Raw genomic sequence first — 24323 nt, 5'->3', positions numbered from 1 at the left:
TTCATGCCTGCAGGACAATCGCGGCCCATGACTGCTGCCCCTCAAGAAGCTCCCGTCGTGATCATCGGTGCCGGCCTGGCCGGCCTGACGGTTGCCCTGCACCTGGCCGACACGGTGCCGGTCGTCATCCTGGCCAAGCGTGAGCTCACCGAAGCCGCGACCGCCTGGGCCCAGGGCGGCATCGTCGGCGTGCTCGGCAGCGACGATTCCATCGAGAGCCATGTGCGCGACACCCAGGAGGCCGGCGCGGGCCTGGTGGACGAGGCCACCGCCCGCTTCATCGCCGAGCGCAGCGCGGCGGCGGTGGGCTGGCTGGTGGAGCAGGGCGTGCCGTTCACGCCTGACGACACCGGCCCCATGGGCCTGCACCTGACACGCGAAGGTGGCCACGCGGTGCGGCGCATCGCGCATGCGGCCGATGCCACCGGCAAGGCCATCCATGACCAACTGCTGGCCGTGGCACGCCGCCATCCCAACATCACGCTGCGCGAGCGCTGGATGGCGCTGGACCTGATCACCTCGCGCCATGTGCAGCGTGAAGACGTGGACAAGGGCGTGCCCCGGGTCTACGGCGTCTATGCGCTGGACATCGACGCCCAGCGCGTGGAGACCCTGCCCGCGCGCGCCGTGGTGCTTGCCACGGGCGGCGCGGGCAAGGTCTACCGCTACACCACCAACCCCGACACCTCCACGGGCGACGGCATCGCCATGGCCTGGCGGGCCGGCTGCCGGGTGGCGAACATGGAGTTCATCCAGTTCCACCCGACCTGCCTGTACCACCCGCAGGAGCGCAGCTTCCTGATCACGGAGGCGCTGCGTGGGGAGGGTGGGCATCTGAAGCTGCCCGATGGCACCCGCTTCATGGCGGCGCACGACGAGCGCATGGAGCTCGCGCCGCGTGACATCGTCGCCCGCGCCATCGACTTCGAGATGAAGAAGCACGGCCTGGACCATGTGTGGCTGGACGCCACTCACCTGGGCGAGGCCTTCCTGATCGAGCATTTCCCGACCATCCATGCGCGCTGCCTGAAGCTGGGCATCGACATCGCGCGCCAGCCGATCCCCGTGGTGCCGGCCGTGCACTTCACCTGCGGCGGCGCGGTGACCGACCTGATGGGCCGCTGCGACCTGCCGGGGCTGTATGCGGTGGGCGAGACGGGTTACACCGGCCTGCACGGCGCCAACCGTCTGGCGAGCAATTCGCTGCTTGAATGCGTCGTGCTTGGGCAGACCTGCGCCGCCGACATCCTCAGCCACCCGGTGCAGGCTCCTGCGCCGCTGCCAGCCTGGGACGAGAGCCAGGTCGAGAACGCCGACGAGCAGGTCGTCATCGCTCACAACTGGGACGAGCTGCGCCTCTTGATGTGGAACTACGTCGGCATCGTGCGCACCACCAAGCGGTTGGAGCGGGCGCTGCACCGCATCGAGCTGTTGCGCGGCGAGATCGATGACTACTACGCCAACTTCCGCGTGACCCGAGACCTGCTGGAGCTGCGCAACCTGGTCGACTGCGCGGAACTCATCGTGCGCTCTGCGCTGATGCGCCACGAGAGCCGCGGCCTGCACTACAGCCGCGACTACCCGCAAACCTTGCCGGTGAGTTTTCCGACCGTGCTGATCAGCGAGCGGCGGCGCCGCTGAGGCCCGTCAAGCCGGTCAGTTGCTGCGCGCCCGCAGAGCCGTGCGTGCCTCGACGAAGTTGAAGGCATAGCCCACCGCCTCGGCAATCGCGTTGTCGATCTCGTGGCGCTCGTGCTCGGTCAGGTAGAAGCTGAAATCCACCTCGTGCCGGATGTAGCGCGGCTGCAGGCGGTTGAGCGCCACGCAGGCAACGTCGCAAAGGAGGTCGTTGCTGGTGGCGATCTCCGGATAGTCCTTGGCCGCCGCCATCACGGCGGCGAAGACTTCGCGTTCATGGTGGTTGTACAGGGAGCTGAAGTCGGCGGACATGGTGCGGCCTTTCGTGGCGGGAGCGATGCGTGTCTTATAGCGCCGTGCGGGCGCCAGCAGGACTGTCCCAGATCAAGCGGCCCCGATGCCGGGGGTCATCCCGGACGCCTGTGACTTTCTGGCGGCGGTGAAGTCCAGCATGCGGGTGATGCAGCGCTCGGCCTTCACGCGGGTGGCCTCGTCGACGTGGATCTCGGGCTGGCCGCCTTGCAGGCAGTCCACCAGGTTGGCCAGGCCGTTCATGGCCATCCAGGGGCAGTGCGCGCAGCTCTTGCAGGTGGCACTGTTGCCGGCGGTGGGGGCCTCGATCAGCGTCTTGCCCGGGGCGAGCTGGCGCATGCGGTGCAGAATGCCGTTGTCGGTCGCGACGATATAGGCCGGCGCACTGCCCTCGACCACGGCCTTGATCAGCGCGGAGGTGGAGCCCACCACGTCGGCCTGCTCGACCACTGATTCGGGCGACTCCGGGTGCACCAGCACCAGGGCGCCGGGGTGTTGCTCGCGCAGCAGTTGCAGCTCCAGCCCCTTGAACTCGTCGTGCACGATGCAGGCGCCGTTCCACATCAGCATGTCGGCACCGGTCTGCTCCTGGATGTAGCGGCCCAGGTGACGGTCGGGTGCCCAGAGGATCTTCTGGCCCTTGGCATGCAGGTCAGACACGATGTCCAGCGCGCAGGAACTGGTCACCATCCAGTCGGCTCGCGCCTTCACCGCGGCGCTGGTGTTGGCGTAGACGACGACCTGGCGGTCGGGGTGGGCATCGCAGAAGCGGGCGAAGTCGTCGGCCGGGCAGCCCAGGTCGAGCGAGCAGGTGGCGTCGAGGTCGGGCATCAGCACGCGCTTCTCGGGGCTCAGGATCTTGGCGGTCTCGCCCATGAAGCGAACGCCGGCGACCACCAGCGTCTGCGCGGCATGGTCGCGGCCGAAGCGGGCCATCTCGAGGGAGTCCGACACGATGCCGCCGGTGGCCAGGGCGAGATCCTGCAGGGCGCCGTCGACGTAGTAATGCGCCACCAGCACGGCGTTGTGCTGCTTGAGCAGATCGGCCGCACGGGTGGCGAGGTCCTGCCGCTGCGCCGTTGTCAGCGGGGCCGGCACCTTGGCCCAGGCGTGGGCGGTGCACGTGGCGCCTTCCGCATCCTGGCGGGGGTAGTCGAAGCTCACTTGATCCATGGCGGCATCGTATCGCCATGGCATCGCCCCCAGGGGCGCCATGCCTACACTGCGGGCATGGTTCAGGACGAGCGACGGCGGCGTTTCATCGGGCGAGCGCTGGCGGCTTCAGCGGCGGGTCTGCCGCTCCTGCAGCCCCAGGCGACCTGGGCGCTGTCTAAGACGCTGCCTGACACGCTGCGCTTCGCCGTCAGCGACAGCTGGGTGCCGCCTTATGTCGTGCGGGCCCAGGGCGAGCCCGTGTCGGGCCTGATGCTGGACCTCATCCACCTCGTCGCGCAGGCTGCCCCTGCGCGGGCGGTGCTGGTAAAGCTGCCCAGCCAGCGCATCGATGCCGCCATCCACGACGGCGAGGTGGACCTGCACTGCCTCATCAGCCCCACCTGGTATGGCCCCGAGGGGCCGCCCGGGCGGCTGGGGCCGGCGCTGCTGGTGCTGGAGGACGTACTGGTCACGCGCGAACCCGGCCCGCCCCTGGAACTGCCGGCCCAGCGCGGCCTGCGCGTGGGCACGGTGCTGGGCTATCGGTACGACAGCCTGCAGTCTGGCTTTGATGTCGGCGCGCTGCGGCGTGAGGACGCGCCCAGCCCCTGGCACATGCTGGAAAAGCTTCGCCTGGGCCGCACCGAAGCGGCCGTCTGCGACCGGCGCGTGCTGGCGCATTACAACGCGGCCCGGCCGGAGGCCGAGCGTCTGCATGTTCGCCAGCGCGTCGCCCGGATGCCGACCTACGCTTGCGTGTCGCCTCGGTCCGCCTGGCCGCTGGACCTGCTGTTGCAGGTGCTGCAGCGGGTCGTCAAGCAGCCGCCGATGAAGCGGCTGCTGGCCGGCTGAGCCGCTTCGCCGGCCGGGCTGCTTCGCTTAGGGCAGCCGCAGCGTGTCGCGCTCGCTCACCCGCACCGTGTTGCTCGGCTCGTTGCCGAAGCGGTAGGTGACGCTGAGCGTCTTGCGCTCGCCCGGGGCCGGGTCCACACCGAAGCGGTCGTTGCTCACGGGCAGGTCGAGGCGGTCGCCCCGCACCTGGGCACGCACGGCCTGGGTGACGTCCACCCAGCGGTTGCCGCTGCCGTAGCTGGCGCTTTCGATGACGAAGCGCCCACCGGGGCCCGGTCGCACCGGGCCGCGGTCGCTGCCCCGACCCCAATCGCCGCGACCCCAGCCGACGAACTGGTTGCCGTCGATGGTCTGGTACTCCCGGTACTCGAAGGTGCGCTCCTGGCCGCCACGCTCGCGCGTGAAGATGCGCAGGATCTTGGTCTGGCCGGGGTAGGGGTCCACGCCAAACAGCTCGTTGGTCAGCCGCAGCCGCTGGTCGCGCCGGGCCAGGTCGCGCAGGCGGTCGGTCACGTCCACATCGCGGCCACTGGCGCCGTAGGTCGCGTACAGGATCACGTAGTTGCCGTCGTCGTGCCGGTCGTCGCGGCTGCCATGCCAGCCGCCGGGGCCGCCTTCGTCGCCCCAGTTGCCCCGGCCCCAGCCGATGAACTGCGCGCCGTCCACCCAGTCGTACTCGCGGTACTCGAACTGTTGCTCACGGCCGTAGCGGTCGCGCGCGAAGATGCGCAGGGTCTTGGTGCGGCCGGGGTCGGGGTCGATGCCGAAGAGGTCGTTGGTCAGCTTGAAGCGGCGGTCCTGGCGGGCCAGGTCGCGCAGCCGGCCGGTGACGTCGACATGGCGGTTCTCGGTCCCGTAGCGCGCGCGCAGGATGACGAAGTCGCCTTCATCGTCCGCACGGGCCGGCAGCGCCAGCGTGGAGAGCAGGCCCGCGGTGAGGCTGCTGAAGAGGCCCAGGGTCAGGTGGCGGCGTTGCATGGTGCTTGTCCTTGTTGTCGTTTGAGGCATCGTACGTTCGCTCAACGCGTCGTGGCGGTGCTTCGCCAGACGCAGGTCGGCCTCAACTCGTAACCGCGCGTGACGGGCAGGGGCCTTGGCTCAGGCTTCCGCAAAGAAGCGGCTGGGTGGCATGCCCACGGTGCGCGTGACCATCGCGGAGAACGCGCTCGCACTGGCATAGCCCAGCTCGGCGGCGATATGCCCCATCGGCCGGCCACGGGCGGCGAGCGTGACCGCGTGCGCCAGCAGCAGTTGCGAGCGCCACTGCAGGAAGCTGGTCCCGAGTTCCTCCCGGAACAGACGGTTCAGCGTGCGCGGGCTGGCACCGGCCTCGGCGGCCCAGGCGTCCAGGCCGGCGTGGCGGCCCGGGTCGCGCAGCATGGCCTCGCAGAGGCGGCGCAGCCGTGCATCATGCGGCAAGGCCACGCCCAGCGGCAGGGCGCGGGCGCGGCGCAGTTCATGCACCACCAGCGCCTCGACGCCATGCCGCCGGGCCTCGTCGTCGGGCGCCTCGGGCGGACAGGGGTCGGCATCGGTCGGCAAGGCCAGCACGAGCTCGCGCAGCAGGGGCGACACCTCCAGCACCCGGGGGTGATGCCAGGCCTCGCCCGGGAGCAGGTCGGCCTGCACGTAAAGCGTCCGCAGATCGGCCCGTTCGATGGCGGTGACGGCGTGCTCCAGCCGCGCCGGAATCCACACCGCCCGCGATGGCGGCACGATGTAGGTCGACCGCGGCGTGCCCACCCGCACCGCGCCACTGAAAGAAAACACCAGCTGGGCCCAGGCGTGGTGGTGGGGCTGGATGTCGGCCAGGTGCTCCAGCAGCCGCGACTTGGCGCGCAGCGGACGCTGCGCACTCGGGGCGTAGCGTTCGGGTTGGTAAGACGGCTGGCTGGTGCCGCTGCGCACGACGGGTGCGGCGGGGGCGGGCGCGTTGGCGCGGCGGTGGACCGAGGCGGGCATTGGCGCGAAATCGACAGAACTTGACGAATCATCGTAACCGCGCCGCGGGGCGCGTGCCCAGAATCCAGCGTCATGAACACGGCTCTCGCCTCCTCCCTCGACGCCGCGCGTCAACGCCGCCGCGACGTGACGACCATCTCCACCATCGGCGTCGCCCACGGCAGCTCGCATTTCTTCCACATGCTGCTGCCGCCGCTCTTCCCGGCCTTCATCCAGGCGTTCGGACTGAGCTACTCGGAGCTCGGCCTGCTGGTCACGACCTTCTTCGTCATCTCGGGCGCCGGGCAGGCGCTGTCCGGCTTCATCGTCGATCGCGTGGGTGCGCGGCCGGTGCTGTTCGCCGCGATGGCGAGTTTTTTTCTGGCGTCGGTCGCGGCCGGCCTGGCCCAGGGCTTTGGAGGCCTGATGCTGGCGGCGGCGCTGGCCGGCGTGGGCAATGCGCCGTTCCACCCGGCTGACTTCACCATCCTGAACAAGCGGGTCTCTCAGGCGCGCCTGGGCCATGCGTTCTCGGTGCACGGCATCAGCGGCAACCTGGGCTGGGCGGTGGCGCCGGTGTTTTCCATCGGCATTGCCGAGGCGACCGGCAACTGGCGGCTGGCCTACCTCGGCACGGCGCTGGTCGCACTGGCCGTGATGGGGCTGCTGTTCTGGCAGCGCGCGGCCATCGACGACCGCCAGGGCAGCTGGGGCCATGCCAAGTCACCGGCCGGCGCGGCGCAAGAGCATCCGATGGCCTTCCTGAAGCTGCCCTCGGTGTGGCTGTGCTTCTCGTTCTTCTTCTGGAGCACGGCGGCCTTGTCGGCCATCCAGAGCTTTGCCAGCCCGGCGCTGCATCAGATCTACGGCCTGCCGTTGTCGCAGACGGCCTATGTGGTCACCGGCTACATGCTGGCGGGCGCGGCGGGCATGGTGTGTGGCGGCTTCCTGGTGGCGCGGGCAGAGCGGCTGGAGCGCACCATCGGCTGGGCCATGGCGCTGGCGGCTGCGCTGCTGCTCGTCACGGCCACGGGCTGGCTGCCCGGCGGCGCGGCCGCGGCGGTGGCGGCGCTGGCGGGCTTCGGCACCGGCCTGGCCGGCCCCTCGCGTGACATGCTCATCAAGCGCGCCGCGCCACCCGGCGCCACGGGGCGCGTCTACGGCACGGTGTATTCGGGCCTGGACATCGGCTTTGCGATTGCTGCACCGGTGTTCGGTGCCATCCTCGACCACGGCATGCCGCGCGGCGTGTTCGCGGGATCGGCGCTGGCCTTGCTGATGGGCATTGCCTCGGCCGGCCTCGTGGGCCTGGGGCTGTCACGGCGCACGACGCTGGCGGCCGCGTAGTCGCGCCTGCGCGCGGGGCGGCTACAGTCGCCGCCCATCTCCAGGTGCGCGGGTGACCCATGTCGATACGAGGTCTGATTGCTGTCTGTCTGCTGATCGCCGTGATCGGTGCAGGCTGGCATGAGCGCGCTCGCCTGCAAGCCTGGATGAGGGCGGCGACCGAGCAAAGCCTGCCGCAGCCCGCCAGCGACGCAACCGCACCGAGCGGCAGCGCCAAGGCGGGGCCGCTGCGCAAATGCGTCAAGGGCGGCGAGGTGACCTATTCCAACGTCGAGTGCCCCGCCGGTGCGCAGGTCAAGGCGGTGACCGGCGGCACCGTCACCGTGGTGGCCGCTCCACCGAGCCCCAAGCCTTCCGAGGCCGCCAGCGGCCCCACGGCGCTGCACAAGGCGCTCGACATCACCCGCGACGACACCCTGCGCGACAAGATCATGCAGCGCCAGATCGAGGGGCCGCGCTGATCCGGCCAAGCGCTCGGGGCGGCTAAAGTGCCGCACATGACTAGACAAGCTGCAACCCCCGTGCTGGCCGGCCACCGGCTGGTGGAGGCCCTCATTGCCCAGGGCGTCGATATCGCGTTCGGCGTGCCCGGCGAGAGCTTCCTCGCCGTGCTCGACGGCTTTCATGAGTACCGCGAGCAGATCCGCTTCGTGGCCTGCCGGCAGGAGGGTGGGGCGGCCTTCATGGCCGAGGCGCAGGGCAAGCTGACGGGGCGGCCCGGCATCTGCTTCGTCACCCGCGGGCCGGGCGCCACCAACGCGAGCATCGGCCTGCACACCGCCTTCCAGGACAGCACGCCGATGATCCTCTTCATCGGCCAGGTGGCCAGCGATCAGCGTGACCGCGAGGCTTTCCAGGAGGTCGACTACCGCCAGATGTTCGGCCCGGGCACGCTGGGCATGGCCAAGTGGGTGGGCGAGGTGCATGACGCCGAGCGCCTGCCCGAGTACGTGGCGCGGGCCTTCCACACCGCGATGCAGGGCCGCCCCGGCCCGGTGGTGCTGGTGCTGCCCGAGGACATGCTGACCAAGCCGATCACGGCGCCCGTGGTGGCGCCCGCTCGGCCGGCAGAAGCCGCACCGACGCCGGCCGCGCTGGCCGAGCTGCGCGAGCGCCTGGCCGCCGCGCAGCGCCCGCTGGTGATTGCCGGCGGCGGGGGGTGGACGCCTGACGCCACGGCGGCCCTGCAGCGGTTTGCGGAGGCATGGCAGCTGCCGGTGGGCTGCGCGTTCCGCTTCCAGGATCTGTTCGACAACGCCCACCCCAATTACGCAGGCGACGTGGGCATCGGCATCAATCCCAAGTTGGCCGCGCGGGTGAAGGATGCGGACCTCGTCCTCGCCATCGGCCCGCGCCTGGGCGAGATGACGACCGGCGGCTACACCCTGCTGCAGGCGCCGCGGCCGGCGCAGCAGCTCATCCACATCCATGCGGGTGCGGAGGAGTTGGGGCGCGTGTACACGGGTGAATTGCTGATCAACGCGAGCATGAGCCAGGCCGCACCGGCACTGGCCGCGCTGGCCGCGCCGGCGGCTGTGCCCTGGCGCGACTGGACGCAGGCCGCCAACGCCGACTACCGCGCCAACCTCGAGCCCACGCCGGTGTCGCCGCTGGACATGGCCGAGGTCATCCGCCTGATCGACGCGCAACTGCCCGAGGGCACCATCTTCACCAACGGCGCCGGCAACTACAGCGGCTGGCTGCACCGCTTCCATCGCTACACCGGCCTGCATCGCTTCGGCAAGACGCAGCTTGCACCCACCTCGGGCGCCATGGGCTACGGCGTGCCGGCGGCCGTTGCAGCAGCCCTGTTGCAAGACCGCTGGGTGGTCAACATCGCGGGCGACGGCGACTTCCTGATGACCGGGCAGGAGCTGGCCACGGCCACGGGCTACGGCGCCAAGAAGCTGCTGGTGGTGGTGGTGGACAACGGCACCTACGGCACCATCCGCATGCACCAGGAGCGCGAGTACCCGGGGCGCGTCTCCGGCAGCGACCTGTTCAACCCTGACTTCGCCAAGCTGGCCGAGGCCTTTGGCTTTGTCGCCTTCAAGGCTGAGCGCACGGAGGAGGTTGGCCCGGCGCTGCAGGCGGCCGTGGCTGCGGGGCGGCCGGCGCTGCTGCATCTGCGGCTGTCGTCGGATGTGAGCACCTCGCGCTCGACGCTGACCGCCATCCGCGAGGCGGCCTTGCGCCGGTCGTGAGCCCGGCGGCGCGTTTTCGCAAAACCGGACATCGCCACAGGCCCCGTCCCCGGGCCTGAGGGGGTGCTGGCTCGCGGGCTTACGGATGAACCCCGCGGCCCTCCCTGATACAGGTGACAGAGCGGGGCTGCGCATTGCCGCGCGCAGCGACACGATGCGGGTGTCTTGTCCAAGGAGCTCGTCATGTCCGTCTTCTCCTCCCGCCTTCGGGCCACCGTTCTGCCTGCGGCGGCGGCACTGGGCTGCAGCCTGGCCACGTCGTCTGCGCTCGCGTTGAGCTTCAGCGCCTCGAGTTCGGTGAACGGCTGGATCAATGCCAGCGTCACCAGCCCCTTGCTCGGTGACGTGAACTTCACCATCAACGGCCCGTCCGACTACGCCTACTGGCAGCCCGGCTTGCCGGGGCTCGGCACCCCGGTGGCACAAAAGAGCTATCTCGTGCCCAGCGGCGGCACGCCAGGCGTCGATCCCATCTACGACATCATCACCGCCTCTGGCCAGTACAGCTTCAGCTACACGGGGCAGGCCCAGGTGCTGGGGCTGAACCTGAAAACCGCGATCGCCACATCCACGCTCAATGCCAGCGGCCAGCCTGACGCCGCGCCGAACAGCTGGGTCACGGCCCAGTCCAACGCCTATTGGAGCCAGGAGCTGAAGATCAACGCCACCGCGCAGCGGCCGGCCGGCAGCTATGGCGCGGTCATCGTCGGCTTCACGCTGGACGGCAGCTTCCCGGGCGACGGTTCCGCCTACGGCACCATCAGCACCTCCTTCACCGACCTGGCCGGCGTGAGCTACTCCAGCAGCTTCGGCGTCAGCACCTGGTCCAACGACCCCACCTGGACGGGCTCGCGCACCGTCTACAAAAAGCTGCTCTTCCAGTACGGCACGACCTTCAACCTGACGGGCAACCAGTGGGCCTATAGCTCGGTCAACGGGTCGGTGGACTTCTTCAACACGGGCAAGATCACCTACCTGGAGCTGCCCTTCGGCGCCACGCTGCTGTCGGGCGCACAGGAGGCCGGCCTGGGCACGACCGCCCAGCTGTTCGGCAACGTGGTGAACTCGGCGACCGCAGACGACCCCAACACCAACTGGGACTTCGGCAACAACGGCGGCGGCTTCACGCCGCCGGTGCCGGAGCCGGGCAGCGCCTTGCTGCTGCTGGGCGGCCTGGGCGTCATCGGCCTGCTGTGGCGCCGCCGCCTGCCGCAGTGATGGTGGCCGGGCATGGGGCGACAATCGCGCCATGCCTGACATCGATCTCCACCTCCGCGGCGAGTACATCGAACTCGACAAACTCCTGAAGGCCACGGGCCTCGCCGACAGCGGCGGTCAGGCCCGCGCCCTCATTGCTGATGGCCAGGTGCAGGTGGATGGCCAGACCGAGCTGCGCAAGACCGCCAAGATGCGGGCCGGCCAGGTGGTCGAGTTCGCCGGGCAGCGCGTGCGGGTGATTCCGCCGGCCTGAGTCGTCGTCCCTCGTTCTGAGGGTATGCCCGGCGTTGACCGGTTAGCGTAAAACCGAAACACTGTTCCAACCGCTCGCTGAGCCGGCCGCGCATCGATCACCACCGGGTGGCCGAGCGTCCGACAGCCGACGCGGGGGTGCTGCGCCTGCTGCGCGCACCTTGCCTCCAGATGCCCTTGCGAGCCGGTGCCGCACGGGCGGCTGCACCCCTCTTCGGCCTGCCGCCGAGTACCCGCCACTGATGACGTCGTTCCAAGCCGCGAACCCCTGACGGGCGCGCGGCCGGGTGGGCCTGCGCCTGCCTGTGGTGAGCGATCCGCCCAGCGGCGGCCGCGACCCCTCACTGATTCGCGCGCCGACAGAGCGCGCCCTGGAGACAAGACCATGACTGCACGCAAGCCCAGGCTGGGCCTGCTGGCGTCGTCCATCTCGCTCGGCCTCGCGGCCTGCGGTGGCGGCCAGCCGGCACCCGTCCCCCTGGTCACGCCCCAAGGGGCCAGCCAGATCGCCGACCTGCCGACTGCCAGCCGCCAGGCGGCTGCTGCCGAGGCCGAGCCCACCGCGCTGGCCAAGGCCCAGGCCGCGCGAGACCCCCGCCCCATCACGCCGGCCCCGGCGCCGGTGATCGACGCCCTCACGCTGACCGACCCCAGTGCGCCGTTGCTGTTCGACATCGGCAATCGCAGCTATGCCGCGCCCACCACCCTGAGTGGCCTGCACAACCCGGCCAACTACCGGCCCGCGCCCAAGCTGCCGGCCTGGCAGTTCGCGACCGTCGACTCCACCGGTGGCCAGCTCACCTTCGAGCGCGAGGTGGCGCCCGATATCGGCTGGCACGGCCAGTCGCGTGCCGGCAAGGTGCGCGTCACCGGCGGCTCGTCGGCCGCAGCCAACCGCATCTACACCGTGTTCAACAAGGAGCAGTTGCTGGCAGCGCTGCGCGAGGCCAAGAACGAGCCCAAGATCATCCGCATCGTCGGCCACATCGACTTCCGCTGGCGCGACAACAACACGGTGTTCGAGGAGTACACCGGGTTCCTCGACCAGAAGAACGGCGGCAGCTTCTCCATCCCGTCCAACACGACGCTGGTGGGCATCAACGACAGCAACGGCCGCCCGGCGCGCATCACCGGCACGCAGATCCTGATCGGCACCGAGGCCGCGACGACCGCGGCCGGCGCCGAGGCCGATTTCAAGGCCTGGGTCGCCGCCGGCAGGGACCCCGAGGCCTTCCCGACCTGGACGCGCAACATCATCCTGCGCAACCTGGCCATCGACACGCCCTGGGACGTGAACCCCGAGGACAGCGACAACGCCTACATGGACGGGCTGACCATCTCGCGCGGCCAGCAGATCTGGATCGACCACGTCACCATCAGCGACGGCGACACGCCCGACTCGCTGGCCAGCGACACCCGCCACGACGGCGCGCTGGACGTGGTGCGCGGCAGCGACTACGTGACCATCTCCAACAGCGTGTTCAGCAAGCATCACAAGACCACGCTGATCGGCAATGGCGACTCGGGCCGCGCCTGGAGCGACGCGGGCCGCTTGCACGTGACCCTGACCGGCAACTGGTGGAACTACGCCTACAGCCGGCTGCCGCTGGTGCGCTTTGGCCAGCTGCACATGTACAACAACCTCGTCACCGGCAGCACCACCACCAGCGACTCCGACATGAAGTTCGGCTCCGGCCTGGACGTGCGCTACCAGTCCGACGTGCTCGTCGAGAACAACTTCTACGAGTTCACCGGCTTGAAGCCCAAGGAGGTCTGCGGCAAGTTGATCGGCGGCAAGGACGCCATCTCCCTGCGCAGCTCGGGCCATCGCTTCATCAGCGACAAGGACGACCTCGGCAAACCCATGGCGGGCGTCATCGACATCGAGCTGCAGGGCTGCGACAGCCTGCCGGTGAAGCAGAACTGGGTGCCGCCGTATGCCTACACGCTGCGCACGGCCGATGCCGCGCGCGCGGCGGTGCAGTCGGGCGCCGGGGCAGGGCGGGTCGGCCTGTTCGCGGTGCAAGGGCCTGTACCGGCGCCCCTGCCGGGCGCGCCTGCGCCCAGCCCTACGCCCGCACCCAGCCCATCACCCACACCGGCGCCGAGCCCCACGCCGGCGCCCAGCCCTTCGCCCAATCCGGCGCCGACCATCCCCGACACCGCTTGCACGCCGACCCTGCCGTGCAGCGTCAACGGCGGCAACGAGCTGGTGCTGAGCCCGCTGGTCACCGCGCCCGTGCCGCCGGCCACCTACAACCCCGCCACAGGCACCTACACGCTGTCCGGGGCCGGCGTCATCAACACCAGCAGCCCCTACGCGTTCAACCTGAAGTACCGCGAGCTGACCGGCAACTTCGTCTTCACCGCCCGGGTGGTGGCCCAGGGCGGCAATGCCGATGCCGCCCGCGCCGGCGTGGTCGCCATGACCAGCCTCAGCGGCACGCCGGCCTATGCGTGGACGGCGCGCTACTCGTCCACAGGCGCCATCCGCGCGGCCATCAACGGCAACAACAAATCCAACCTCAGCGGCTTCTCCAGCTCGACGCTGCCGGTGTGGGTGCGGGTGGAGCGGCGCGGCAATGCGGTCTATTCCGCCGCGTCGAGCGATGGCGTGAGCTGGTCGGAAACCACCAACCTGACCGTCAGCACACCCAGCCTCTTCGTCGGCCTGGCCCTGTCCTCCGGCAGCAACAGCGCGACCGTGACGGCCGATTTCGACAACGTGACCGTCGTGGGCGGTCAGTGATGCGGGAGACTTTGATGCACTTCACAACAACGGCCCTTTCGGCCCTGCTGCTCGCCCTGGGCGTGAGCGCCGCGCAGGCCGGTGCCACGACCGAGGTGGGCTACGCCACCCTCGTTGGCGCGCCCATCACCTTCAGCGAACTGGCGGACGGCGCCGTGATCGACGGCCTCCTGACCAGCGGCGGCGTGCAGTTCGGCGAGCGCTTCGACGGTCAGGAGCTGGCGGTGGCGAAGGCGCCGCGGCCGGGCGCGATCGCGCAGGACTGGTTCGACGACCTGAGCTTTGGCGCGCCACTGGCGGGCCTCACGCTGCTGCCCGGTGCGATCGGCGCCAACCTCGGTGTCTACCACTACGGCGACACCGACGGCGCTGCGATCTTCGGCATCGGGCCGCAGAACAGCGATGGCAGCGACCCCAGCGGCTTCGGCGCGCTGTCGGCCCGCTTCGCCTCGCCGGTGTCGGCCCTGGGCTTTCAGTTGCGCGATGCCGACGGGGGCGCCATCACCCTGCAGCTCTACCGTGCTGACGGCAGCCTCATCGAGACGGTGGACCTGTCGGGCCGCACCGACGGTCGCTACGCCTTCGCCCGCAACGACGGCGTGGCCGACATCGCCGGCTTCTCACTGACCCACCGCGACAGCTACTACGGCGTGTCGCTGGACAACCTGCTGCTCACCTCGGCCGCCGTGCCCGAGCCGGCCGCCGGTCTGCTGTTCATCCCTGGCCTGCTGACGCTGGCGGCCCTGCGCCGCCGCGCCCGCTGAACCTCACCAATTTCTGGAGACCTCCATGCGCAAGACCCTGACCCTGCTCGCCCTGGCCACCGCCACCCTCGGCCATGCCCAGGCGGCTGGCACTGCACTCGCCAATGGCGACTTCGCCTTCACCGGCCTGAACGTGAACACCACGGTGGGCGGTTGGTCCTTTGTGACTTTCGTCGACCTCGCGTCGGGCACGACGATCTACTTCACCGACACCAACGTGCTGCAGACGCCGACCTCGGCCGGCGTCTTCTCGACAACCTCGGAAGCCTTCTGGTCCTGGACGGCCAGCTCGGCCGTGGCAGCCGGCACGTCGGTGGCCTTGCTGGGCACGGGCACCAGTGGCCAGTACGCGGCCAAGTCCGGGGCGGCCGGCGGCACGGCCAACGGCACCGTGACCAACCTCAACGGTCAGGTGTCCAACATCTCCAGCAGTGGCGACATCCTCTATGCCTTCCAGGCGGCGAGCTATGCCACCAACTACCAGCCGGGGCAAATCACCTTCCTCGGGGCCATCTCCAACCGCGGCAGCTACACCAGCTCGGACAATCCGACGGCGGCCACCGGCCTGTCGGGCATCCAGCTGCGGGAGTTCAAGGTCGATGCCACCACGGCCACCCGCTACACCCAGTTCAGCGCCCAGGTGTCGACGGCTGACGCGCCCTTCACCACGCTGGCTGGCCTGCAGACCGCCCTGGGCAGCAACGCCAACTGGACGACGGTGGCCGGCTCCAACTCGCTGCCCATCGTGTCCGACGTGCTGGCCGTCTCAGCCGTGCCCGAGCCGCAAAGCCTGGCGCTGTTGTTGGCGGGGCTTGGGGTGGTCGCGGGCGTGGCCCGCCGCCGGGGGCTGCGCGGCTGAGGCCTACTTCAGCAGCTCGAGCAGGCGGTCCAGCCCGCCCTCGTTGATGGCGATGCGCGCCTGCTCGCGCACCCGCGGCTTGGCGTGATAGGCCACGGACAGGCCGGCTGCGCCCATCATCGGCAGGTCGTTGGCGCCGTCGCCGACCGCGATGGCTTCATGCGGCTGGCAGCCGATGGCGGCACAGCACTGCAGCAGCATCAGGCGCTTTTGCTCGCCGTCGCAGATGTCGCCCCAGTCCTGCATGACCACGCGCCCGGTCAGGGCGCCATCGGCGATCTCCAGCTCGTTGCTGCGCACGAAGTCCATGCCGAGCTCGGCCGCCACGTAGCGCGTGAAGAAGGTGAAGCCGCCGGACACCAGCACCAGCGTCAGCCCCGCCGCCTTCAGCGCGGCACACAGTTCGCGAGCACCCGGATTGAAGGTCAGCCGCTCGGCCAGCACCCGGTCCAGCACGGTCGCCGGCACACCGGCCAGCAGGGCCAGCCGGCGCTGCAGGCTGTCGCGGAAATCCGTGATCTCGCCGCGCATCGCGGCCTCGGTGATGGCGGCCACCTGCTCGCCCTTGCCCGCCAGGGCCGCGATCTCGTCGATGCACTCGATGCTGATGAGCGTCGAGTCCATGTCGAAAGCGGCGAGCTTGAAGTGGGACAGGGGCGGCAGGGCAGGGCCGTCGCGCAGCACGAGGCCGGCGGCAGCAGGAGTGGAGGGCGTGGGCATGGCGGGATTGTGGATGGACGTGATCAGACCTTGACCGGCTGCCCCAGCAGCCGCAGCACCTCCCGCACCGCCTGGGCGCGGTCCTGCGGGCTGGAGAGGGCCTTCTCGATGCGCAGTTTCTCGTTGCCCACCAGCTTGATGTTGCGGTTCTTCTGCACCAGCTCGATGACGCGCATCGGGTCGATCGGCGGGTTGGGGCGGAAGTTCAGGTTGATGATGGCCGGCGAGGCGTCGACCTTGATGACGCCATAGGGCTTGGCCAGCACGCGCAGGCGGTGGGTGTCGAAGAGGGTCTGGCCTTGCGTGGGCAGCTTGCCGAAGCGGTCGGTGATTTCCTCCAGCATGGCGTCGATCTGCTCCGACTTCTCGGCCGTGGCCAGGCGCTTGTACAGACTCAGGCGCACCTGCACGTCGCCGCAGTAGGCGTCGGGCAGCAGCGCGGGGGCGTGCAGGTTGATCTCGGTGGTGGCGGCAAACGGCGACAGGAGGTCGGGCTCCCGGCCAGCCTTCAGCGAGCGCACGGCTTCGGCGAGCATGTCGTTGTAGAGCTGGAAGCCCACCTCCATCATGTTGCCGCTCTGGTTCTCGCCCAGCATCTCGCCCGCGCCGCGGATCTCCAGGTCGTGCATCGCGAGGTAGAAGCCCGAGCCGAGTTCCTCCATGGCCTGGATGGCGTCCAGGCGCTGCGTGGCCTGCTTGGTCAGGCCCTGGATGTCGGGCACCATCAGGTAGGCATAGGCCTGGTGGTGGCTGCGGCCCACGCGGCCGCGGAGCTGGTGCAACTGGGCCAGGCCGAACTTGTCGGCGCGGCTGATGACGATGGTGTTGGCACTCGGCACGTCGATGCCGGTCTCGATGATGGTCGAGCACAGCAGCAGGTTGTGCTTGCCCTGCACGAACTCGCGCATGACCCGCTCCAGCTCGCGCTCGGGCATCTGGCCGTGGGCCACGACGATGCGCGCCTCCGGCAGCAGCTCTTCGAGCTTCTGGCGGCGGTTCTCGATGGTGTCGACCTCGTTGTGCAGGAAGTAGACCTGACCGCCGCGCTTCAATTCGCGCAGCACGGCCTCGCGGATGGTGCCGCTGCTCTCGGCGCGCACGAAGGTCTTGATGGCCAGGCGCCGCTGCGGCGCGGTGGCGATCACCGACAGGTCGCGCAGGCCTTCCAACGCCATGCCCAGCGTGCGCGGGATGGGCGTGGCGGTCAGCGTCAGCACGTCCACCTCGGCGCGCATGGCCTTCATGGCCTCCTTGTGGCGCACACCGAAGCGGTGTTCTTCGTCGATGACGAGCAGGCCGAGGCGATTGAACTTCACCTCGCTGGACAGCAGCTTGTGCGTGCCCACGACGATGTCGATGGAGCCGTCGGCAATGCCCTCCATCGCGGCCTTGATCTCCTTGGCGGAACGGAAGCGGCTCATCTCGGCCACCTTCACCGGCCAGGCGCCGAAGCGGTCGGCGATGTTCTGGTAGTGCTGCTCGGCCAGCAGCGTCGTGGGCGCGAGGATGGCCACCTGCTTGCCGCCCATCACCGCAACAAACGCCGCGCGCAAGGCGACCTCGGTCTTGCCGAAGCCCACGTCGCCGCAGACCAGGCGGTCCATCGGCTTCGGGGAGATCATGTCCTGGATGACGGCGTGGATGGCGGCGCGCTGGTCCGGCGTTTCCTCGAAGCCGAAGCTCGCCGCAAAGGCCTCGTAGTCGTGGCCCGAGTAGCGGAAAGCATGGCCCTCGCGGGCGGCGCGGCGGGCATAGAGGTTGAGCAGCTCGGCCGCCGTGTCGCGCACCTGCTCGGCGGCCTTGCGCTTGGCCTTCTCCCACTGGCCAGAGCCGAGCTTGTGCAGCGGCGCTTCTTCGGCCGACACGCCGGTGTAGCGGCCGATCAGGTGCAGCTGGGCGACCGGCACATACAGCGTGGCCTTGTCCGCGTATTCGAGGTGCAGGAACTCGCTCTTCTGACCGTCGCCGAGGTCAATGTTCACGAGGCCCTGGTAGCGCCCGATGCCGTGGTTGATGTGAACGACCGGGTCGCCCACCTTCAGCTCGGAAAGGTCCTTGATGAGCGCATTGACGTCGCTGACCTGCTCCTGCTTGCGCCGCCGCCGCGTGGTGGGCGTGGTCGCGAAGAGCTCCGTCTCGGTGATGAGCTGGACCGGGTGCTCTGGGTCGACCCAGAAGAACCCACTGGCCAGCGGCGCAGCCGTGATGGCGTACTTTTCATCGCTGGCCCAGAACTCGGCCAGGTCCTTGACCGACGGCGGGTCGATCTTGTGGTCGCGAAGCTGCTCCAGCAGGCTTTCGCGGCGACCATCGCTTTCGGCCAGCAGCAGCACACGGTGCGGCGTGTTCTTGAGGTGCGCCTCCAGCCGGGCCAACGGCTCCTGCACGCCGCGCTCCACGCTGATGTCGGGCAGCGGGCGGGCGAAGTCCACCGGCTCGGCACCGCGCACCGACAGCACCGCATGCGGCTTGGTGAGGCCGAAGAAGTCTTCGCCCGTCAGGAAGATCTCCTGCGGCGGCAGCAGCGGGCGCTCAGGGTCGTGCTGCAGGAAGCGATGGCGCTCCTTGGTGTCGGTCCAGAAGCGCTGGATGGCTTCGTCCACTTCGCCGTGCAGAGCGAGCCCCGCCTCGGCGCCGAGATAGTCGAAGACGGTCGCGGTCTGCTCGAAGAAGATGGGCAGGTAGTACTCAATGCCGCCCGACGCAATGCCGTCGCCGATGTCGCGGTAGATGCGCGACTTGCTCGGGTCGCCGTCCATCTTCTCGCGCCAGCGGTTGCGGAAGGCCTTGCGCGCGGCCTCGTCCATCGGGAACTCGCGCCCGGGCAGCAGGCGCACATCGGGCACGGGGTAGAGGCTGCGCTGGCTGTCGGGGTCGAACACGCGGATGGAGTCCACCTCGTCGCCGAACAGGTCCACGCGGTAGGGCACGGCCGAGCCCATCGGGAAGAGATCGATCAGCCCGCCGCGCACCGCGTACTCGCCGGGTTGCACCACCTGGCTGACGTTCGTGTAGCCGGCCAATGTCAGCTGCGACCGCAGGGAGGCTTCATCCAGCCGCTGCTTCTGCTTGAAGTTGAAGGTGGTGCCGGCCAGGAAGCTCGGCGGCGCCAGCCGCGTGAGCGCGGTGGACGCCGGCATCAACACCACGTCGATGGTCTTGGACTTCTTCGCCTGCAGCAGTTCCCACAGCGTGGCCAGCCGCTCGGAGATCAGGTCCTGGTGCGGGCTGAAGCTGTCGTAGGGCAGGGTCTCCCAGTCCGGGAAGACGGCGACCTTCAGCTCCGGCGCGAAGAACTTGAGCTCGTCTTCCAGGCGCTGGGTGTCGCCCGGCTCGGCGGTGAAGATGGCGGCCAGCCGTCCGGCGTCGCGCTGCTGCTGCACGAAGCGCGCGAGCAGCAGGGCATCCGCCGAACCGAGCGGCCGGGGGTGGGTGAACTTCTTGCCGGGTGCAATCGCCGGCAGCGAGGGCAGAGACATGCGGACCTACAAACGACAACAGCCCCGGAAGCGGGGCTGCACGCATTCTAGGGAAGCATGTCCTTTGGCTGGGTTGCGGGGGCATCGCTAGCATCACGGGCATCGCACATCCGGGAATGCCATGCACCGCCGCCACGTCCTCAGCCTGATTGCCGCCTCGTCGGCCCTCGCCCTGCCTGCGTGGGCCACCACGACCGAGAGCGAGCGATTCCACCAATGGCTGGAGGCCCAGTGGGAACGCACGCTGGAACGCCAGCCGGTGCTGGCCACCTCGCTGGGCGACCCCCGCTACAACGACCGCCTCAACGACACCACGACCGCCGCCTGGCGGGCCAGCGAGAAGCAGGAGCTGCGTCGCAGCCTGAAGGAACTGGCGGGTTTCAAGAAGACACAACTGGCGCCCAAGGACCAGGTTTCGTACAGCATCCTCAAGCTCGACCTGGAGCAGGCGCTGGCTGGCGAGCGCTTCCCCGACTGGATGCAGCCCATCAGCCAGATCGGCGGCCTGCCGAGCTTCCTGGCGCAGATGGGCACCGGGCAGTCCATCCAGCCGTTTCGCAACACCAAGGACTATGACGACTGGCTCAAGCGCCTGACGCTGGCCGTGCCCATCTTCGACGGCACCATCGCCAACATGCGCGAGGGCCTCAAGGCCGGCGTCACGCAGCCGCGGGCCGTGATGGAGAAGGTGCTGCCGCAGCTGCAGTCGCTGGCGGTGAGCGAGCCCGAGAAGAGCCTCTTCTGGGGCCCGATCAAGAACTTCCCCGACAGCGTGCCCGCCGCCGATCGCGAGCGCCTCACCGCGCGGATGCGCGAGCTGCTCTCGACCCAGGTGCTGCCGGCCTACGCCCGGCTGCTGGCCTTCGTGCGTGACGAGTACACGCCCAAGGCCCGCACCAGCACGGCGTGGTCGGCTCTGCCCGATGGCAAGGCCTGGTATGCCTGGCGGGTGCGCCAGTCCACCACGGTGGCTCTCACGCCTGACCAGATCCACGAGATCGGGCTGAAGGAAGTCAAGCGCATCCTGGGCGAGATGGAAGCCGTGCGCCAGCAGGTGGGTTTCCAGGGCGACCTGAAGGCCTTCTTCAAGCATCTGCAGGACGACCCCAAGTTCTACTTCACCAAGCCGGAAGACCTGCTGGCCGGCTACCGTGACCTGCAGAAGAAGATCAACGGCCTCACGCCCAAGCTGTTCGACATTGCGCCCAAGGCCGACTACGAAGTGCGCGAGGTGGAGGCCTTCCGCGCGCAGAGCGCGGCCGGCGCCTCGTACCAGAACCCGTCTTCCGACGGCTCGCGCCCCGGGGTGTTCTATGTGAACACCTACAACCTCAAGGCCCAGCCCATCTTTGGCATGGAGACCCTGTCGCTGCACGAGGCCTCGCCGGGGCACCACTTCCAGGTGTCCATCGCGCAGGAAGACCAGAGCCTGCCCAAGTTCCGCCGCTACGGCAGCTTCTACGTGGCCTACGTCGAGGGCTGGGCGCTGTATGCCGAGAGCCTGGGCAAGGAGCTCGGTCTCTTCACCGACCCCTACCAGTGGTATGGGCGCCTGTCCGACGAGCAGCTGCGCGCGATGCGCCTGGTGGTCGACACCGGGCTGCACCACAAGGGCTGGACGCGCGAGCAGGCCATCAAGTACATGCTCGACAACTCCTCCATGGCCGAGAGTGACGTCGAGTCGGAGGTCGAGCGTTACATCGTCTGGCCCGGCCAGGCCCTGGGCTACAAGATCGGCCAGCTCGAAATCACGAAGCTGCGCGCCGAGGCCACGGCGGCCCTGGGCAGCAAGTTCGACATCAAGGGCTTCCACCGCGTCGTGCTGACCGCAGGCCAGGTGCCGCTGCCCGTGCTGCGCGAGCTGGTGCAGGCCTGGGTGCGCGAACGTCGCGGTTGAGGGGCGGCTGCATGAAAAAGGCCCGCTTCGGCGGGCCTGTCTGCATGCGTGGCCGCTCAGTCGCGACGGCGCTTGAGCAGCGGCATCAGCAGCAGGCCGCCCGCCAGCATGAGTGCAGCGGCCGGTTCTGGCACCGCGGTCACGGTCAGCACATTGGCGTCGATGTAGGCATCCAGATCAGAGCCGGCTGCGCGCTGGAAATTCATCGTGTAGGCGATCGCGACGGTGCCGACCGGGATGGCGAAGCTGCCGCTGTACTGCTGCCAGCTGCCGAGGTGCGAGTCGACGATGGGGGTCGAGACCGACTGAAGCACGGTGTTGCCCGCGTCCAGGAAGCTGAGCGACACGTAGGCATGGTCACTGGGATTGCCTTGGTTCAGGCCCTGCTCCCAGAACGACACGTTGGCCAGGCTGCCGGCCGCCAGGGCGCCCAGGGTCACGGTCTGTGTGAGTGAGCCGTAGAGGCCGTTGCCGCCGACAAAGGCGTAGCTGCCTTCGAAGGGCTTGATGTTGCTGTTGAAGCTGCCGTCGTCCACCCTGACGCTGGCCGTGCCACCCGGGGTCCAGCCCGCCAGGCTGCCGGCTTCAGCGCCGGGGTTGGTCAACAGGTTCTGGGCAGAGGCCGCGGTTGCACAGAAGGCGAGTGACAGGGCGAGGCGGCGGGGCAGGGACATGACGTGCGAGTGGCAGGTGGCGACCCATGGATTGTCTGGCTTGGCCACCGTGCATGCGCCCCGCAAGCTGGGGGTTTGGCGGCCGGTCCCCCACGTTTGAAGTCCAGCCGGCGCCATCCGCTTGCGGTCCGTCCGCGGCGTGCGCAGCCTGTGCCGCCCGCTGCGCAGCCAGTCGCAGCACCCTCGCAGGCCGAGCGGGGCCTGCGTAGGCTGCCGCCATCACCACTGCCAGGAGACCTTGATGACCTCGCGCACGTTTCCCCTCCGACGGCTGGCCGTCGCCGCCCTGGCGACCCTGACGCTTGCCACCGCCCATGCCGGTGAAGACGGTGGCTTCAGCGCCGGCCTGCAGGCCAACTCCCGCACCACGCCGGCCGATGTCGGGCTGCCGGTGTTCAGCGGTGCGGTTGCCTTCACCGAGAGCAAGGACGACAAGCCCGGCGCCAGCCTCGGTGCCTGGGTTGGCGCCTTCGGCCTGCAGATCCATGCGCTCAAGTACCGCGTGGCCAGCAGTCCGGCGGCGGTGGCAGCGTTCTATGCCAAGGAGCTGGCGCGTTATGGCGCCGTGCTGGACTGTCGAGACCCCGCCGCCCGCGTGAAGCCGCCCAAGGAGGATGAGCGCCTGCGCTGCGACAACGCCCCCAAGGCGGGCGACTTCGAGTACCGCGTCGGCACGGCGCGCAACTTCCGCGTGGTCAGCGTGCGGCAGGACGGCGAGGCGACCCGCTTCGACATGGCCCGCATCGAGCTGCGCCTCTGATCGGTCGTTGCGGCGGCGGAAAGCCGCCGCTGCAGCGGCGGGGAGCCGCCATGACCGGCGGCGCTTCGCCCCGCGCCTCCCCTTGGTGACGGGCCGCGGGCGCTGCGCACCGGCATGGCACGGGATCTGCTCTGTCCTGGGGCACACAACCCAGGAGACATCATGTCGGCGACCCTTCCCCCCGCTTCGGTGCGCCCCGCCGCGGCTGCATCCGATCCCATCGAGTTCAAGCGCGTCAAGGCCATCTTCGTCGGCTCCATCGGCAACCTCGTCGAGTGGTACGACTTCTACTGCTACGCGGCCTTCTCGCTGTACTTCGCGTCGTCATTCTTCCCGTCCAGCGACCCGGTCGCGCAGTCGCTGTCGACCGCCGCCATCTTCGCGCTCGGCTTCTTCATCCGGCCCATCGGCGGCCTGCTGTTCGGCTACATCGGCGACCGCCACGGCCGCCGCCGCGCGCTGATGCTGTCGGTGCTGCTGATGTGCGGCGGCTCGCTGATGATCGCCTGCGCGCCCACCTATGCCGCCGTGGGCGTCTGGGCGCCCATCCTGCTGCTGGTGGCCCGGCTGCTGCAGGGTCTGAGCCTGGGCGGTGAGTACGGGTCCAGCGCCACCTACCTGTCCGAGATGGCCACGTCGCGCCACCGGGGCTTCTATTCCAGCTTCCAGTACGTGACGTTGATCGGCGGCCAGCTCACCGCGCTGGTCGTGCTGCTCGTGCTGCAGAACTTCGTGCTGGACGCCGCCGAGCTGAAGGCCTGGGGCTGGCGCATCCCGTTCTTCATCGGTGCCGCCCTGGCCGTGGTCGCCCTCATCATGCGGTCGGACCTGCCCGAGACGCAGGCCTTCGAGAAGCAGCGCAGCCAGGGCAAGGACCGCATGGGCGGCTTCAAGCTGCTGTTGCAGCATCCGCGTGAATGCCTGATCGTGATCGGCCTGACCATGGGTGGCACGCTGGCCTTCTACGTCTACACCACCTACATGCAGAAGTTCCTGAAGCTGTCGGTCGGCCTGACCGATGCGCAGACCACCGCGGTGTCGGCCGCGAGCCTCGTGTTCGCCGCGCTGCTGCAGCCGGTCTATGGCGCGCTGTCTGACCGCATCGGTCGCAAGCCGCTGCTGCTGGGCTTCGCCATCCTCGGCACCCTATTCACGGTGCCGCTGCTGACCGCCATCCGCCACGCCCAGGGCCCGTGGGAGGCCTTCGGCCTGATTGCCTGCGCCTGGCTCATCGTCAGCGGCTACACCTCCATCAATGCGGTGGTGAAGGCCGAGCTCTTCCCGGCCTCCATCCGTGCCACGGGCGTGGGCGTGCCTTATGCGATTGCGGTGTCGGTGTTCGGCGGCAGTGCCGAGTACGTTGCCCTGTGGTTCAAGCAGGCGGGCATGGAAAGCGGCTTCTATTGGTACGCTACCGCGGTGATTGCCTGCTCCCTGCTTGTCTACCTGTTGATGCGTGACACCCGCAAGCATTCGAGGATCGATGCCGAGTCTTGAGGCTT

General features: G+C 69.2%; 20 protein-coding genes. 13 read left to right on the top strand and 7 right to left on the bottom strand.

The genetic code is table 11. The annotated features are described in order from the left end of the window. Positions 1–27 precede the first annotated feature (27 nt). Positions 28–1641, top strand: a complete 1614-nt coding sequence (gene nadB, locus CDO81_RS11210; protein ID WP_088483289.1) for an L-aspartate oxidase — start codon at positions 28–30, stop codon at positions 1639–1641. Between the two features lie 15 nt (positions 1642–1656). Here nadB and CDO81_RS11205 read toward each other — a convergent pair whose 3' ends face one another. Further along, positions 1657–1950, bottom strand: coding sequence for a late competence development ComFB family protein (locus CDO81_RS11205; RefSeq protein WP_088483288.1), 294 nt, complete (start codon positions 1948–1950; stop codon positions 1657–1659). A gap of 72 nt (positions 1951–2022) precedes the next feature. Further along, on the bottom strand, positions 2023–3123 hold the full coding sequence (nadA, locus tag CDO81_RS11200) for a quinolinate synthase NadA (RefSeq protein WP_088483287.1): 1101 nt from the start codon (positions 3121–3123) through the stop codon (positions 2023–2025). A gap of 57 nt (positions 3124–3180) precedes the next feature. Here nadA and CDO81_RS11195 point away from each other — a divergent pair, with 57 nt between their 5' ends. After that, complete coding sequence (locus CDO81_RS11195; protein WP_088483286.1) at positions 3181–3957, top strand: substrate-binding periplasmic protein; 777 nt, start codon at positions 3181–3183, stop codon at positions 3955–3957. 27 nt (positions 3958–3984) lie between these two features. Here the strand turns inward: CDO81_RS11195 and CDO81_RS11190 are convergent, their stop codons facing one another. Together CDO81_RS11190 and CDO81_RS11185 are read right to left on the bottom strand one after the other, a co-directional pair. Beyond that, positions 3985–4935 (bottom strand): DNAJC11 domain-containing protein, encoded by a 951-nt coding sequence (locus CDO81_RS11190; RefSeq protein ID WP_144397215.1) that lies wholly within the window; start codon positions 4933–4935, stop codon positions 3985–3987. Between the two features lie 120 nt (positions 4936–5055). Beyond that, positions 5056–5919 (bottom strand): AraC family transcriptional regulator, encoded by an 864-nt coding sequence (locus CDO81_RS11185; RefSeq protein WP_088483284.1) that lies wholly within the window; start codon positions 5917–5919, stop codon positions 5056–5058. Positions 5920–5991: 72 nt separating this feature from the next. Here CDO81_RS11185 and CDO81_RS11180 point away from each other — a divergent pair, with 72 nt between their 5' ends. From CDO81_RS11180 to CDO81_RS11145, 8 genes are all read left to right on the top strand, one after another. Continuing rightward, positions 5992–7245, top strand: coding sequence for an MFS transporter (locus CDO81_RS11180; protein ID WP_088483283.1), 1254 nt, complete (start codon positions 5992–5994; stop codon positions 7243–7245). A 59-nt stretch (positions 7246–7304) separates the two neighbouring features. Continuing rightward, complete coding sequence (locus CDO81_RS11175) at positions 7305–7706, top strand: hypothetical protein (RefSeq protein WP_144397214.1); 402 nt, start codon at positions 7305–7307, stop codon at positions 7704–7706. A gap of 36 nt (positions 7707–7742) precedes the next feature. After that, positions 7743–9449: a thiamine pyrophosphate-binding protein gene (locus CDO81_RS11170; RefSeq protein WP_088483281.1), complete on the top strand. Its 1707-nt coding sequence runs from the start codon at positions 7743–7745 to the stop codon at positions 9447–9449. Positions 9450–9632: 183 nt separating this feature from the next. Next, on the top strand, positions 9633–10667 hold the full coding sequence (locus CDO81_RS11165; RefSeq protein ID WP_144397213.1) for a PEP-CTERM sorting domain-containing protein: 1035 nt from the start codon (positions 9633–9635) through the stop codon (positions 10665–10667). 31 nt (positions 10668–10698) lie between these two features. Then, complete coding sequence (locus CDO81_RS11160) at positions 10699–10920, top strand: RNA-binding S4 domain-containing protein (RefSeq protein ID WP_088483279.1); 222 nt, start codon at positions 10699–10701, stop codon at positions 10918–10920. Positions 10921–11304: 384 nt separating this feature from the next. After that, positions 11305–13668 carry a pectate lyase family protein gene (locus CDO81_RS11155; protein ID WP_241516955.1) on the top strand — a complete coding sequence of 788 codons (2364 nt, stop codon included), beginning with the start codon at positions 11305–11307 and terminating at the stop codon, positions 13666–13668. Between the two features lie 14 nt (positions 13669–13682). Then, the gene (locus CDO81_RS11150) at positions 13683–14432 is read left to right on the top strand and encodes a hypothetical protein (protein WP_088483278.1); all 750 of its coding nucleotides are present in this window, start codon (positions 13683–13685) and stop codon (positions 14430–14432) included. A gap of 25 nt (positions 14433–14457) precedes the next feature. Next, positions 14458–15291, top strand: a complete 834-nt coding sequence (locus CDO81_RS11145) for a PEP-CTERM sorting domain-containing protein (protein ID WP_088483277.1) — start codon at positions 14458–14460, stop codon at positions 15289–15291. A 3-nt stretch (positions 15292–15294) separates the two neighbouring features. Here CDO81_RS11145 and serB read toward each other — a convergent pair whose 3' ends face one another. Both serB and mfd read right to left on the bottom strand, forming a co-directional pair. Continuing rightward, entirely contained in the window at positions 15295–16011 is a 717-nt protein-coding gene (serB, locus tag CDO81_RS11140; protein WP_088483276.1) for a phosphoserine phosphatase SerB, read from the bottom strand. A 23-nt stretch (positions 16012–16034) separates the two neighbouring features. Beyond that, positions 16035–19490, bottom strand: a complete 3456-nt coding sequence (gene mfd, locus CDO81_RS11135) for a transcription-repair coupling factor (protein WP_088483275.1) — start codon at positions 19488–19490, stop codon at positions 16035–16037. Between the two features lie 121 nt (positions 19491–19611). Between mfd and CDO81_RS11130 the strand changes: the two genes are divergently transcribed. Next, the gene (locus CDO81_RS11130; RefSeq protein ID WP_088483274.1) at positions 19612–21387 is read left to right on the top strand and encodes a DUF885 domain-containing protein; all 1776 of its coding nucleotides are present in this window, start codon (positions 19612–19614) and stop codon (positions 21385–21387) included. 56 nt (positions 21388–21443) lie between these two features. Here the strand turns inward: CDO81_RS11130 and CDO81_RS11125 are convergent, their stop codons facing one another. After that, positions 21444–22061, bottom strand: coding sequence for a carbohydrate binding domain-containing protein (locus tag CDO81_RS11125; protein ID WP_088483273.1), 618 nt, complete (start codon positions 22059–22061; stop codon positions 21444–21446). 241 nt (positions 22062–22302) lie between these two features. On the opposite strand from CDO81_RS11125, the gene CDO81_RS11120 reads away from it, so the two are divergent. Together CDO81_RS11120 and CDO81_RS11115 are read left to right on the top strand one after the other, a co-directional pair. Further along, positions 22303–22821 (top strand): hypothetical protein, encoded by a 519-nt coding sequence (locus CDO81_RS11120; protein WP_088483272.1) that lies wholly within the window; start codon positions 22303–22305, stop codon positions 22819–22821. A gap of 162 nt (positions 22822–22983) precedes the next feature. Further along, entirely contained in the window at positions 22984–24318 is a 1335-nt protein-coding gene (locus CDO81_RS11115; protein ID WP_088483271.1) for an MFS transporter, read from the top strand. Positions 24319–24323: the final 5 nt, after the last annotated feature.

Source organism: Roseateles puraquae (genome assembly GCF_002205845.1).
GTDB lineage: Bacteria > Pseudomonadota > Gammaproteobacteria > Burkholderiales > Burkholderiaceae_C > Pelomonas > Pelomonas puraquae.
The sequence above is the reverse complement of the archived record's forward strand: the minus strand, read 5'-3'. Positions and strand labels throughout refer to the sequence as shown.